Origin of the sequence: Pseudolysinimonas yzui, assembly GCF_014653215.1 — a bacterium.
GTDB classification, from domain to species: domain Bacteria; phylum Actinomycetota; class Actinomycetes; order Actinomycetales; family Microbacteriaceae; genus Pseudolysinimonas_A; species Pseudolysinimonas_A yzui.
The window spans coordinates 433,923-447,409 of sequence record NZ_BNAI01000001.1 but is presented as its reverse complement, the minus strand read 5'-3'; the positions used below and the strand labels follow the sequence as shown (position 1 = coordinate 447,409).

11 protein-coding genes and 1 tRNA gene are annotated in these 13,487 nt (G+C 70.1%); 2 read left to right on the top strand and 10 right to left on the bottom strand.

All coding sequences use genetic code 11. The features are described from left to right. Nucleotide 1 precedes the first annotated feature (1 nt). The 8 genes from prfA to argS form a co-directional block, all read right to left on the bottom strand. Nucleotides 2-1,084 carry a peptide chain release factor 1 gene (gene prfA, locus IE173_RS02315; protein WP_191281754.1) on the bottom strand — a complete coding sequence of 361 codons (1,083 nt, stop codon included), beginning with the start codon at nt 1,082-1,084 and terminating at the stop codon, nt 2-4. Between the two features lie 3 nt (nt 1,085-1,087). Then, a complete protein-coding gene (rho, locus tag IE173_RS02310) occupies nt 1,088-2,923 on the bottom strand; it encodes a transcription termination factor Rho (protein ID WP_229841825.1) in 1,836 nt (611 codons plus the stop codon). Between the two features lie 150 nt (nt 2,924-3,073). Continuing rightward, complete coding sequence (gene thrB, locus IE173_RS02305; protein WP_191281753.1) at nt 3,074-4,018, bottom strand: homoserine kinase; 945 nt, start codon at nt 4,016-4,018, stop codon at nt 3,074-3,076. Then, nucleotides 4,015-5,094, bottom strand: coding sequence for a threonine synthase (gene thrC / locus IE173_RS02300; protein WP_191281752.1), 1,080 nt, complete (start codon nt 5,092-5,094; stop codon nt 4,015-4,017). The genes thrB and thrC overlap by 4 nt, the downstream gene beginning before the upstream one ends. Before the next feature lie 2 nt (nt 5,095-5,096). Continuing rightward, entirely contained in the window at nt 5,097-6,410 is a 1,314-nt protein-coding gene (locus IE173_RS02295; RefSeq protein WP_191281751.1) for a homoserine dehydrogenase, read from the bottom strand. Further along, complete coding sequence (lysA, locus tag IE173_RS02290) at nt 6,407-7,795, bottom strand: diaminopimelate decarboxylase (RefSeq protein WP_191281750.1); 1,389 nt, start codon at nt 7,793-7,795, stop codon at nt 6,407-6,409. The genes IE173_RS02295 and lysA overlap by 4 nt, the downstream gene beginning before the upstream one ends. A 104-nt stretch (nt 7,796-7,899) precedes the next feature. After that, a complete protein-coding gene (locus IE173_RS02285; RefSeq protein ID WP_191281749.1) occupies nt 7,900-8,739 on the bottom strand; it encodes an LmeA family phospholipid-binding protein in 840 nt (279 codons plus the stop codon). Next, entirely contained in the window at nt 8,740-10,392 is a 1,653-nt protein-coding gene (gene argS, locus IE173_RS02280; protein ID WP_191281748.1) for an arginine--tRNA ligase, read from the bottom strand. 33 nt (nt 10,393-10,425) lie between these two features. On the opposite strand from argS, the gene IE173_RS02275 reads away from it, so the two are divergent. After that, nucleotides 10,426-11,025, top strand: a complete 600-nt coding sequence (locus tag IE173_RS02275) for an arginyl-tRNA synthetase (RefSeq protein ID WP_191281747.1) — start codon at nt 10,426-10,428, stop codon at nt 11,023-11,025. Nucleotide 11,026: 1 nt separating this feature from the next. Here the strand turns inward: IE173_RS02275 and IE173_RS02270 are convergent, their stop codons facing one another. Then, on the bottom strand, nt 11,027-11,836 hold the full coding sequence (locus IE173_RS02270; RefSeq protein WP_191281746.1) for a transglutaminase-like domain-containing protein: 810 nt from the start codon (nt 11,834-11,836) through the stop codon (nt 11,027-11,029). A gap of 24 nt (nt 11,837-11,860) precedes the next feature. On the opposite strand from IE173_RS02270, the gene IE173_RS02265 reads away from it, so the two are divergent. Further along, nucleotides 11,861-11,933 (top strand) — tRNA-Arg (locus IE173_RS02265). A gap of 27 nt (nt 11,934-11,960) precedes the next feature. Here IE173_RS02265 and IE173_RS02260 read toward each other — a convergent pair. Then, the gene (locus IE173_RS02260) at nt 11,961-13,406 is read right to left on the bottom strand and encodes a helix-turn-helix domain-containing protein (RefSeq protein WP_191281745.1); all 1,446 of its coding nucleotides are present in this window, start codon (nt 13,404-13,406) and stop codon (nt 11,961-11,963) included. Nucleotides 13,407-13,487 lie beyond the last annotated feature (81 nt).

The window sequence follows — 13,487 nt, the reverse complement described above, 5'->3', positions numbered from 1 at the left end:
GTCATCGGGGGGTGTCGGCGAGGTCGGCGAGACGCGACGCCTCGTCGGCCTGGATGCACGAGTCGATGACCGGCTGGAGCGCGCCGTTCATCACCTGGTCGAGGTTGTACGCCTTGTACCCGGTGCGGTGGTCGGCGATGCGGTTCTCGGGGAAGTTGTAGGTGCGGATGCGCTCCGAGCGGTCCATCGTGCGGATCTGACTCTTGCGCTGATCGGAGGCCGCCGCGGCGATCTCCTCCTGCTGACGCGCGAGCAGCCGCGCCCGCAGCACGCGCATCCCGGCCTCGCGGTTCTGCAGCTGCGACTTCTCGTTCTGCATCGACACGACGATGCCGGTCGGCAGGTGGGTGATCCGCACCGCCGAGTCGGTCGTGTTGACGCTCTGCCCGCCCGGGCCCGACGAGCGGAACACGTCGATGCGCAGATCGTTCGGGCTGATGTCGATCTCTTCGGGCTCGTCGACCTCGGGGAAGACGAGAACGCCCGTCGTCGAGGTGTGGATGCGCCCCTGCGACTCGGTCGCCGGCACGCGCTGAACCCGGTGCACGCCGCCCTCGTACTTGAGCGACGCCCAGACGCCCTCGGCCGGGTCGGTGGCATTCGACTTGATCGCGACCTGCACGTCCTTGTAGCCGCCGAGGTCGGATTCGTTGCGTTCCAGCAGTTCCGTCTTCCAGCCGCGGGACTCGGCGTAGTGCAGGTACATGCGCAACAGGTCGGCGGCGAACAGGGCCGACTCCTCGCCGCCCTCGCCGCCCTTGATCTCCATGATCACGTCGCGGCCGTCGTCGGGGTCGCGCGGGATGAGCAGGCGGCGCAGCTTCTCGGCCGCCGCGGTCAGCTTCTCCTCGAGCGCGGGAAGCTCGGCGGCGAACGCCTCATCCTCTTCGGCGAGGTCGCGTGCCGCCGCGACATCCTCTTCCGCGGCCTGCCACGCGGCGTGCGCGGCGACGATCTGATTCAGCTCGGCGTAGCGCCGGTTGACCTTCTTCGCACGCCCGGCATCCGCATGGATCGCCGGATCGGAGAGCAGCTGCTGGAGTTCCTCGTGCTCGGTCAGCAGCGAGGCGACCGATTCGAACACGCCTTACTCCTTGTGGTGCCCGTTGCCGTTCGGGATGACCTTCTGGATCTGCACGAGGAACTCGACGTTCGACTGCGTGTCCTTGAGCTTGCTGAGCACCACCTCGAGCTGCTGCTGCGGGTCGAGGCCCGCGAGCGAGCGGCGCAGCCGGGAGGTGATCTGCACCTCTTCCGGCGTGAGCAGCTCGTCTTCGCGACGCGTGCTCGAGGCGACGATGTCGACCGCCGGGAAGATGCGCTTGTCGGCGAGCTGGCGCGAGAGGCGCAGCTCGGAGTTGCCGGTGCCCTTGAACTCCTCGAAGATCACCTCGTCCATCTTGGAGCCGGTCTCGACGAGTGCCGTCGCGAGGATGGTCAGCGAGCCGCCGCCCTCGAGGTTGCGCGCCGCACCGAAGAAGCGCTTCGGCGGGTAGAGCGCGCTCGCGTCGACGCCACCGGAGAGGATGCGACCGGATGCCGGCGAGGCGAGGTTGTAGGCGCGGCCCAGGCGGGTGATCGAGTCGAGCAGCACGACGACGTCGTTGCCCAGCTCGACGAGGCGCTTGGCGCGCTCGATCGCGAGCTCGGCGACCGTCGTGTGGTCTTCGGCGGGCCGGTCGAAGGTCGAGGCGATGACCTCGCCCTTGACGGCGCGCTGCATGTCGGTGACTTCTTCGGGGCGCTCGTCGACGAGCACCACCATGATGTGCACCTCGGGGTTGTTCACCGCGATGGCCTTGGCGATCGCCTGCAGGATGATCGTCTTGCCGGCCTTCGGCGGCGCGACGATGAGGCCGCGCTGGCCCTTGCCGATCGGGGCGATCAGGTCGATGATGCGCGTCGAGAGCTTCTCGGGCGTCGTCTCGAGCCGCAGGCGCTCCTTCGGGTAGATCGGGGTGAGCTTGCCGAACTCGATGCGCTCGGCCGCCTCCTCGACGCTCTGCCCGTTGATCGAGTCGATCTTGACGATCGCGTTGTACTTCTGGCGGCTCTGCTCGTTGTCCCGCGGCTGGCGGATCGCGCCGACGACGGCGTCGCCCTTGCGCAGGTTGTACTTCTTCACCTGACCGAGCGAGACGTAGACGTCGTTCGCTCCGGGGAGGTAGCCCGAGGTGCGCACGAACGCGTAGTTGTCGAGCACGTCGAGGATGCCGGCGACGGGGATGAGCACGTCGTCGTCGCTGATCTCCGGCTCGAACTCGTCGTTCTGGCCCTGACCGCGGCCGCGCTTGCGGTCGCGGTACCGGCCGCGTCCGCGACCTTCACCGTCACCGGCGTCGGTGGCGGGACCGTTCTGACCGGCGTTGCCGCCGTTGCCGTTCTGACGCGGCTGACCGGCGGTCTGGCCGCCCTGCTCGGCCCGCGCACCCTGGCCGCCGCGGTTGCGGTTGCGGTTGCGTCCGCGAGGCGCGGTCTCTTCGCCCTCGGCGTCGGACCCGGAGGTGACCTCGGGAAGCAGGCTGTCGAGTTCCGCGGCGATCTCTTCACGCGAACGCTGCGGCTCGACCGGCGCGTCGATCGCGGGGAGTTCGACCGCGAGCGCGGCGACCTCCTCGGTCGATGCGGTGGCGCGGCGGGAGCGGCGGGCCGGAATCGTGTCGCCCTCGGCGACCGGTGCGGCCTCGACGATCGGTGCGGCGTCGGCGGGAGCCTCGACGGGTGCGTCGGCTGCCGGAGCTTCGGCCTGCGGGGCCTCGGTCTCGGGGGTGTCTGAGAGAGAGTCCACAAGTTCTCCTTTTCGAAGTTTGGCGGCGCCGGCGATTCCGCGCTCCGCGGCCAGGGCCTGCAGCTCGGGGAGCTTCAGGCGGCTCAGGGCAGCGCGGTCGGCCGCGACGATCGCGGCGGTGTCGACGTCAGTCAAGGGGTGTGTTCCTTTCGACCCGGGCACAGAACGTCCCGGGGTTCGGTTCTTCGGGACCGCTCGAATGACCTCGGATGAGGTGCGCGAGAGGAGGACTGAAGAACCTGATGGGAGTGCACTTCTTCAGAAGGGGGCGAGCTCTGTGTTGGGCTAGGCCACGGCCTCGGTGGAGTGCGGTACCACTGTAGCACCCTTGAAATCGACGGCGAGCAGCAGGCAGTCCCACGCCGTGGTCGACGACTTCTCGATGAGATCCGCCGCGACGAGCCGCTGCGCGGGGTCGCTCCCGAGCACGAGGATCGAGGGTCCGGCCCCGGACACCACCGCGGCGAGGCCGTGTGCGCGCAGCACCTGGATGAGGGCATCCGTCTCGGGCATCGCGCTCGCCCGATAGCTCTGGTGGAGCTTGTCTTCCGTGGCCGCGAGCAGCAGTTCGGGGCTCTGGATGAGCGCCGCGATGAGCAGCGCCGAGCGGGACACGTTGAAGATGGCGTCCTCGTGCGGCACCGACTCCGGCTGCAGGCTGCGGGCGAGGGCGGTCGACATCACCGATTCGCGCGGGACGGCGACGAAGGGCGAGACCCCGCGGTGCACGATGAGCTTCTTGTGCCGCGGACCCTCGGGCGTCATCCAGGCGATGGTGAGCCCGCCGAAGAGGGCGGGGGCGACGTTGTCGGGATGCCCCTCCAGCTCGGTCGCCCGCGCCAGGAGTCCCTCGGCGTCGATCTCGACGATCCCCTCGAGCAGGCCCTTCGCGGCCATGATGCCGGCGACGATCGCGGCTCCCGACGATCCCAGGCCGCGGCCGTGCGGGATGCCGTTGTGCGCGACGACATCGAGACCGGGCATCTCGACGCCGTAGTGGGCGAAGGTGTGCGCGGCGGCCCGGATGACGAGGCTCGACGAATCGGTCGGCACCTCGCCCGCGCCGACCCCGTGCACCTCGATCGTGGCGCCGGGCTGGGCCCGGGTGGTGAACACCAGTTCGTCGTACAGCGAGAGCGCCAGCCCCAGGGTGTCGAACCCGGGGCCGAGGTTGGCGGTCGTCGCGGGAACCTTCACCGCGACGCTGCGACCCACCGGAACGGTCGTCATGAAGACTTCTTCAGGCCGAGAACGCTCGCGACCTCGGCGACATCCACCGCCACCTTGGTCGGCGCGACCTCGCCCCCGTCGGCGGTCTTGAGCGCCCACTGCGGATCCTTCAGCCCGTGGCCGGTGACGGTGAGCACGACGGTGGCACCCTTCGGGATCTCCCCGGCCTCGGCCCGTTCGAGCAGCCCGGCGACACTGATCGCCGATGCGGGCTCGACGAAGACGCCGACATCCCGCGACAGGATGCGGTGCGCATCGAGGATGACGTCGTCGTCGATCGCGCCGAAGTAGCCGTCGGTCAGCTCGCGGGCGGCGAGCGCGAGCTCCCACGACGCGGGGTTGCCGATGCGGATCGCGCTGGCGATCGTCTCGGGGTCTTTGACGATCTCACCCCGGACGAGCGGAGCGGAGCCCGACGCCTGGAAGCCGAACATCCGCGGCAGCTTGGTGACCCGGCCCGCGGCGAGGTCTTCGGAGTAGCCGCGGGTGTACGCGGTGTAGTTGCCGGCGTTGCCGACCGGGATGAAGTGGAAGTCGGGGGCGTCGCCGAGCACCTCGACGACTTCGAAGGCCGCCGTCTTCTGGCCCTCGATGCGGTCGTTGTTGACCGAGTTGACCAGGTGCACCGGGTAGTTCGCGGCGAGTTCCCGGGCGATGTCGAGGCAGTCGTCGAAGTTGCCCCGCACCTGCAGCAGCTCGGCGCCGTGGGCGATCGCCTGGGCGAGCTTGCCCATCGCGATCTTGCCGTCGGGCACGAGCACCGCGGCGGTCAGCCCGCCGTACGTGGCGTAGGCGGCGGCCGACGCCGACGTGTTGCCGGTGGAGGCGCAGATGACGGCTTGCGCACCGTGCTCCTTCGCCTTGGTGACGGCCATCGTCATGCCGCGGTCCTTGAAGGAGCCGGTCGGGTTCATGCCCTCGTACTTGACCCACACCTTCGCGCCCGTGCGGTCGGAGAGCGCCGGGGCGGCGATGAGCGGGGTGCCGCCCTCGCCGAGGGTGACGATCGGCGTCGCGTCGGTCACGTCGAGTCGGTCGCGGAATTCGTGGAGCACTCCACGCCACAGGTGGGCCATGACTACAGTCCTTCTACTCTCAGCACGCTCGACACCGCGCTCACGACGTCGGTGGATTCGAGGGCCGAGACGGTTGCGGCGAGCGCAGCCTCGGTGGCCTCATGAGTGCCGATCACCAGGGTAGCGGTGGGCGAGGCCCCATCCGGCCGGGCGTCCTGCTGCACGGCTTCGACCGAGACGCCGTGCTCGGCGAAGAGGGTCGCGATGGCGGCGAGCACTCCGGGTTTGTCGGCGACCTCGAGGGTGATGCGGTAGCGGGTGCGCACGCTCGAGATGGGCAGCACCGGCAGGTTCGCCTGCGTCGACTCGGCGACCCCGGGTCCGCCGATGACGTGGCGGCGGGCGGCCGAGACGACGTCGCCGAGCACGGCGGAGGCGGTCTGCATCCCGCCCGCTCCGGCGCCGTAGAACATCAGGCTTCCGGCGGCCTCGGCCTCGAGGAACACCGCGTTGTTGGCGCCGTGCACGGCCGCCAGCGGGTGGTCGATCGGCACGAGAGCGGGATGCACGCGGGCGCTCACCCCTTCGACCCCCGACTCCGGGTCGACGACGCGCTCGCACACCGCGAGCAGCTTCACGACGAAGCCGGCCTTGCGCGCGGCGGCGACCTGCTCGGTGGTGATGGCCAGGATGCCTTCGCGGTAGACCGCCTCGAGCGGCACGGTGGTGTGGAAGGCGAGGCTCGCGAGGATCGCGGCCTTCTGCGCCGCGTCGTAACCCTCGACATCCGCAGTCGGGTCGGCTTCGGCGTAACCGAGCCGCTGCGCGTCGGCGAGCACCTCCTCGAGGCTGTCGCCCTCGGTGTCCATGCGGTCGAGGATGTAGTTGGTCGTGCCGTTGACGATGCCGAGGATGCGCAGCACGCGGTCGCCGGCGAGGCTGTCGCGCAGCGGCCGGATGATCGGGATGGCGCCGCCGACGGCCGCCTCGTAGTAGAGCTGCGCGCCGACCTGTTCGGCGATCTCGAACAGCTCGGGGCCGTAGGTGGCGAGCAGCGCCTTGTTGGCGGTGATGACGTCGGCGCCCGAGTTGAGGGCGAGCTCGAGGTATTCGCGCGCGGGCTCGAGCCCGCCCATGAGTTCGATGACGATGTCGGCGCCGAGGATCAGCGAGCGGGCATCGGTGGTGAGCAGGTGCGGGGGGATCTCGGCGGAGCGCGGCGCGTCGAGATCGCGCACCGCCACCCCGACCAGCTCGAGGCCCGCGCCCACGCGCTCGCTCAGCTCGGCGCCGTGCTCGAGCAGCAGCGACGCCACCTGGGCGCCGACCGAGCCCGCACCGAGCAGGGCGATGCGGAGGTTGCGGTACTCGATCATGCGGTCACTCCCACGTCACGGGAAAGCAGGTCGGCCTCGGTCTCGCGGCGCACGATGACCCGCGCGGCGCCGTCGCGCACGGCGACGACGGCGGGGCGGCCGAGGTAGTTGTAGTTGCTGGCGAGCGACCAGCAGTAGGCGCCGGTCGCGGGTACGGCCACGAGATCGCCCGGGGTCACGTCGCCCGGCAGGTAGTCGGCGTGCACGACGATGTCGCCCGACTCGCAGTGCTTGCCGGCGATCCGCACCAGGGCGGGGTCGGCATCCGACGTGCGGTTCGCGAGGCGCACCGTGTAGTCGGCGCCGTAGAGGGCGGGCCGGATGTTGTCGCTCATGCCGCCGTCGACGCTGACGTACTTGCGCACGTCCGCGCCATCGACGACGACATCCTTCGTGGTGCCGACCTCGTAGAGCGTGACCGTCGACGGGCCGACGATGACGCGGCCCGGCTCGATCGCGACGACCGGCACCGGGATGCCCAGGGCCTCGCACTCGGTCGACACGACGCGGGCGAAGTCGGCGGCGATCTGCTCGATCGGCGTCACCACGTCGGCGCTCGTGTAGGCGATGCCGAACCCGCCGCCGAGGTTGAGTTCGGGCACCTCTCCCCCGGCGAGCAGCTCGGCGTGCACCGCCAGCAACCGCCGTGCGGCTTCGGCGAAACCGGCCGATTCGAAGATCTGCGACCCGATGTGCGAATGCAGCCCGAGGAACCGAAGCGACGGATGCGTGCGGATCGCGGCGACGACGCCGGGGGCGTCGGCGAGCGGGATGCCGAACTTCTGATCCTCGCGCGCGGTCGCCAGATACTCGTGCGTCGAGGCGTGCACGCCGGAGTTGATGCGCAGTCGCACCGCCTGCACGCGCCCGTGGCGCTCGGCGGCGGCGGCAACGCGATCGATCTCGACGACGCTGTCGAGAACGATCGCGCCCACGCCGAGGTCGACCGCACGGTCGATCTCGGCGAGGCTCTTGTTGTTGCCGTGGAAGCCCAGCACAGAGGCGTCGACCCCGGCGGCGAGCGCGACGGCCAGTTCGCCGCCGCTCGCCACGTCGATGCGCAGCCCCTCCTCGACGACCCAGCGGGCAACCGTCGTGCAGAGGAACGCCTTACCGGCGTAGTAGACGTGCGCGCTCGAGCCGACGGCGGCGAACGCCCGGTCGAAAGCGTCGCGCACCGCGACCGCGCGGTGGCGCACCTCGGCCTCGTCGACGACGTAGAGCGGGGTGCCGAACTCGGCGGCGAGGTCGGTCAACGACGCCCCCGCGACGCGGATCGCGCCCGCGGCGTCGCGCGTCGCCGAGGCGGGCCAGACGGTGGGCGCGAGGGCGTTCGCATCTTCCGGATGGGCGAGCCAACCGGGTGCGAGAGGGGAGGCGGTCAAGAGGACGCTCACATGAGAAGAAGGGATCGGATGTGAGGCGAGCGGACCCGGCTTGGTCCCTGAAGCCCGCGCCAGTCTATTCCGCCCGCGGGCCGGGCGAGAACTCAGGCCGCGGGGCAGGTGCCCGGCGTCGACAGCTCGGGTCCGCCGAACGCGGCACCGTCGCCCCGGAAGGCCAGAACGAGTTCGGCATCGTCGATCGTCGCGTCGGCGAGCACGAGCGCCTGGGGAACGCTCGACGCGATGCACAGCGTCTGCGGCTGCAGAAGGCCCGCGACGAGCGAGCCGAGGAACGAGTCGTCGTCCGATCCGGCTTCGAAGGTCTCGCTGCCGATCGTCACGCTGGTCGGGGTCAGCACCAGCGCGCCGTCGGTCGCGGACGGCTCGAGAGACACCCCGAGCGGAACCGTCACACCGAACAGCGAGAACTCGGACGTCAGCGTGACCTCCCCATCGGCGAACTCGAAACTCGGCGCCGTCGAGGCGTCGTCGCCCTGCCCGAGCGCGGCGAGATCGTCGGCGCCGATCGCGAAGTCGATGCGCAGCACGTCGACCGGCGCCGTGTCGTCGAGCGGCACCCCTTCTGCGTGGAACCGCACGGCACCCGACAGCTCGCCGAAGGCGACCTCCGGAACGTCGACGTCGACGGTGTCGACGCGCCCGGCGAGCGCCTGCACGATGATCGAGCCGGCCCCCAGGTCGACATCCACCTCGGCGTCGTCGGACAAGCCGAGCACGGCGATCACCTTCTCGCGCACGTAGTCGCGCGCGTAGTCCTTCGCCAACGCCTCGGCGACGACAAAGGCGATGACGCCGAGCACGAGCACCGACGCGACGACGATGAGCGCGATGATCGGTCCGCGGCGGCGGCGCGGCGGTTGCGGAGCCGCCGGCTCCGACTGCGCCGGCTCGGCGGGCTCGAGCGGAAGAACCTCGGTGCTCATCTACATCCGTTCCGGAGCGCTCACGCCGAGCAGACCCAGGCCGTTGCGCAGCACCTGGCCGGTGGCATCGTTCAGCCACAGCCGGGTGCGGTGCAGGTCGGTGATCTCCTCGTCGCCGAACGGACTCACCCGGCAGGCGTCGTACCACCGGTGATACGACCCGGCGAGGTCTTCGAGGTAGCGCGCGACCCGGTGCGGCTCCCGCAGCTCGGCGGCCTGCCGCACGACGCGCGGGAAATCGGCGAGCGCGGCGAGCAGGATGCTCTCGGTCTCGTGCGTCAACAGGCTCGCGTCGAAGGCATCCCGCGTCACGCCCGCCTCGGCGGCGTTGCGCGCCACCGCCTTGGTGCGCGCGTGGGCGTACTGCACGTAGAAGACGGGGTTGTCGTTGGTGCGCTTGGTGAGCAGGCCGAGGTCGATGTCGAGCGCGGAGTCGGCGGAACTGCGCACCAGCGCGTACCGGGCGGCGTCGACGCCCACGGCCTCGACGAGGTCTTCCATCGTGACGACCGTGCCGGCGCGCTTCGACATCCGCAGGGCTTCGCCGTCGCGCAGCAGGTTGACCATCTGACCGATGAGGATCTCGAGGTTGACGTACGGTTCGTCGCCGAACGCGGCGGTCATCGCCATCAGACGTTTGACGTAGCCGTGGTGATCGGCGCCGAGCATGATGAGGTTGCGCTCGAAGCCGCGCTCGCGCTTGTTCAGGTAGTACGCGAGATCGCCGGAGATGTAGGCGCCCTCACCGTCGCTCTTGATGACGACCCGGTCTTTGTCGTCGCCGAACTCCGTCGTGCGCAGCCAGATGGCGCCGTCGGCCTCATAGATGTGGCCGAGTTCCCGCAGGCGGGCGACGGCCCGCTCCACCGCGCCGGACTCGTGCAACGAGTCCTCGTGGAAGTACACGTCGAAGTCGACGCCGAAGTCGTGAAGGCTCGCCTTGATGTCGCCGAACATCAGCTCGACCCCGACGGTGCGGAACACGTCCTCGGCCTCCTCGGGGCGCAGCGCCGAGAGGTCGCCGTCGTACGCGGCCTCGACGCGCGCGGCGATGTCGAGGATGTAGTCGCCGCCGTAGCCGTCTTCCGGGGTCGGCCGGCCGAGGTGAGCAGCCAGGAGGCTGCGGGCGAACCGGTCGATCTGCGCGCCGTGATCGTTGAAGTAGTACTCCCGGGTCACGAGCGCGCCCTGCGCGGAGAACAGCCGGGCGAGGCTGTCGCCGACGGCGGCCCACCGGGTTCCGCCCAGATGGATCGGCCCGGTGGGGTTCGCGGAGACGAACTCCAGGTTGATGGTCACCCCGGGATAGAGGTCGCCTTCGCCGTAGCGCTCCCCCTGCTCGACGATCGACTTCGCGAGCGCACCGGCGGCGGCGGCATCGAGGGTGATGTTGAGAAAGCCCGGCCCGGCGACATCGACGGCGGCGATGCCGTCGGTCGCCGCGAGGGCCGTCGCGAGTTCGGTGGCGAAGGCGCGCGGGTCGAGCCCGAGCCGCTTGCCGAGCTTCATGGCGACGTTCGACGCCCAGTCGCCGTGGTCGCGGTTGCGAGGCCGCTCGAGAGTGACGTCCTCGGGGCCGATCTCAGCCGCGCGATCGCCCGCCACCGAGCGGGTCAACTCGAGCAATGTGGCGGAAAGTTCGGCGGGGGTCACAACGGTCGATCGTAGCCGGGTCAAGATGGAGGCATGCCCGCCGCATCCTCACCCCTGATCCGGCGCGCGACCGCGTCGCTCGCCATCGCAGCCACCCTGCTGACGCTCGCCGCGTGTGTCGACGCCCCGGAGCAGCCCGAGCAGCCCGACTCGTCGGCGACGCCCACGGACTCGCCGACCGTCGAACCCGCACCGAGCGCGTCCGACACGCCGGATGCGCTCGACATCGAGTGCACCGACCTCGTCGACCTCGACACGATGTACGCGTTCGACCCCAACTTCGCGCTGGTCGGCCCGTTCGACCCCGACTCCGGCTCTCTTGCGGCCGACGACCTCGCCGCGGGCGGAGTCGTGTGCCAGTGGGTGCGCGAGTCGGGGGGCGGCACGATCGACCTCTCCGTCGCCGCGTACTCCGCCGACCAGATCGACGAGCTGAAGAACGAGGCGTTCGCCGAGAGCCAGATGGTGCCGACCTACGGCGAAGAGGCGTATTTCGAGGTCGAGGGCGACGTGGGCACGGCGATCGTGTTCCACGGCCGGTATCGGCTCGTCCTCTCGTCGGAGGCGTTCTTCGAGCCCGGGGAGCCGACGGGGATCATCGAGGCAGCGCTCGCGGCACTCGACGCCCTCTAGTTCAGCCGAGCACCACGACCTCGGAGGGCGCGTCGCCCACGGATTCACTGCTCGTCGCGCGCACGTCGATCGTGAGCAGTTCCACGTCTGCGAGGGTGTTGGTGAGGAAGGCCGTGTCGGCGGAGTCGCGACCGGTGGCGATGCGCACGAGGCCTGCGCGCGGGGCGAGCCGGGTCGCGTCGACGACGACCCACTGACCCTCGATGCAGGCTTCGACGACGGCGTGGAAGTCGCGCGGCTCCAGCTCGGGGGCGTACACCGAGACGAGGCGCGCGGGCACGTCGAGCGCACGGAGGAACGCGGCCGTCACGTTCGCGAAGTCGCGGCAGACGCCCGCTCCGACCTGGAGGGTCTCGACGGCGCCCCCCGTAGGGCTCGTCGCCGCCCCGTCGTATCGGAGGTTGGCGTGCACCCACGCCTCGACGGCGGCGACCAGGCCACGACCTTCGAGCCCGGGGAACAGGTCGCGGGCCCGATCGGTGAGGGTGTCGGATTGCACGTAGCGGCTGGGGCGCAGATAGCGGATCAGGTCGCGTTCGACGACGAGGTGCGGGGCCGCCCGACCGACGACGGTCGCGGCGTAGTCGATGCGCAGGATGCCGGGGCCGGTTTCGAACAGGTGCAGCCGGGTGCCGTGGGAGTCGGTTGCCTCGCGGACGTCGACGAGCTGCTCGTCGAGCCGCACGGTCAGCGCCTCGACCGTCGTCGGAACGCCCTCCGCGACGGCGACCGCGAGCACGAACGCGGTCGGGTCGACGACCTCGAGAACGAGGCCCGACCCCACCTCACGACGCGGGCCGCTCGAAGTCATGCTGCTAACCTAGGTGCGCTACGCGCCTTCGTAGCTCAGTGGATAGAGCGCTTCCCTCCGGAGGAAGAGGTCGCACGTTCGAATCGTGTCGAGGGCACCGGTTATGCGAGTCCCCGGACTCCATTCAGCTCGAGGCGTGAGACTCCAGGAACTCGTACAGCTCACGATCGTCGACGCCCGGGAAAGTGCCCGAGGGCAGCGGCGAGAAGATGTGCGCGTGCACCTTGGCGCTCGACCAGGCCTTGCCCTGCCAGTGCGCCGCGAGATCGGCGGGCGGGCGCCGGCAGCAGCTCGCGTCGGGGCAGCGTGACTGCTCGCGCCGCGTCGTCTCGCGACCGCGGAAGTACTTCGCATCGTCGAAGGGAACGCCGATGGTGATCGAGAACTCGTCGTTCGCGGCGCTCGTGCCGATCTGGGTGGACTCGAAGAAGGTGCCGCTCGGGGTGTCTGTGTACTGGTAGAACTCGGTCGTGCGGTTGGTGCGCACGAAGGCCCGACGGGCACTCCAGTAGCGGCAGACGATCTCGCCCTCGACCGATCCGGTGACGTCCATCGGCAGCGGCAGGCCGTCGTTCTCGTAGGCCTTCGCGATCGCGCCGTCGCCGCCGACCCGCAGGAAGTGCACGCGCATGTCGAGGTGCGCGGTGGCGAGGTTGGTGAAGCGCAGCGCCGCCGCCTCGTGCGTGACGCCGAACGCGTCGCGGAAGTCTTCGAGGGCGATGTCGCGGTCGCTCTTGGCCTGTTGCAGGAAGTTCACCGCCTGGGTGCGCGGCATGAGAGCCGCCGCCGCGAAGTAGTTGATCTCCAGCCGCTGCTGCAGGAACTCGGCGTAGTCGTTCGGCGCCTCATGGCCCAGCATCCGGTGCGCGATCGCCTGCAGGGCCATCGAGCGCAGCCCGTGCCCGCCGGGGATCGACGCGGGCGGGAGGTAGATGCGGCCGTTCTCGAGATCGGTCACCGAGCGGGCGGAGTGCGGAAGATCGCCGACGTAGACGAGCTCGAATCCCATCCGCTCCGCCATGAGGCTCACCGAGCGGTGCGTGAGCGCCCCGGTGGAGTGGCCGACGCCGCGCAACGCCTCCTCGACGAGGTCGTCGATCTCGGCCATGTGGTTGTCGCGTTCGCGCATCCGGGCCCGAAGCTCCGTGTTCGCGCGCCGCGCCTCCTCGGGCGTGGCGATCGCCTCGCGCGACCGCCGAGCGAGCTCTCGGTGCAGGCCGACGAGGGCGCGCAGCGTCTCGTCGGACATCCCCTTGCCCGCCCGGACGACGGGCAGACCGAGCTGCGCGTAGACCGGGTTGCTCTGTGCGCGCTCGAGTTCGATCTCGAGGCCGGCCCGCTCGGTGGGGGCCCGATCGTCGAGCAGTTCGGCGAGTTCGATGCCGAGCCGGGTCGCGATCGCGCCGAGCAGCGAGAGCCGGGGCTCCCGGCGCCCGTTCTCCATGAGCGAGAGCTGACTGCCGGCCACCCCGACGTCGGCCCCGAGCTGTTCGAGCGTCAGGCCGGCCTCGGTGCGGAAGTGCCGCATCCGTTGCCCCAGGGTCACAAGATCCTTCACGAAATGAAGCATACGGAAAGAACAGCGCTTCTTTCGACCGATTTCGGACGTTAGCGCGGGAATCTCGTGGCACATTGGTCATAGAAGGCAGTT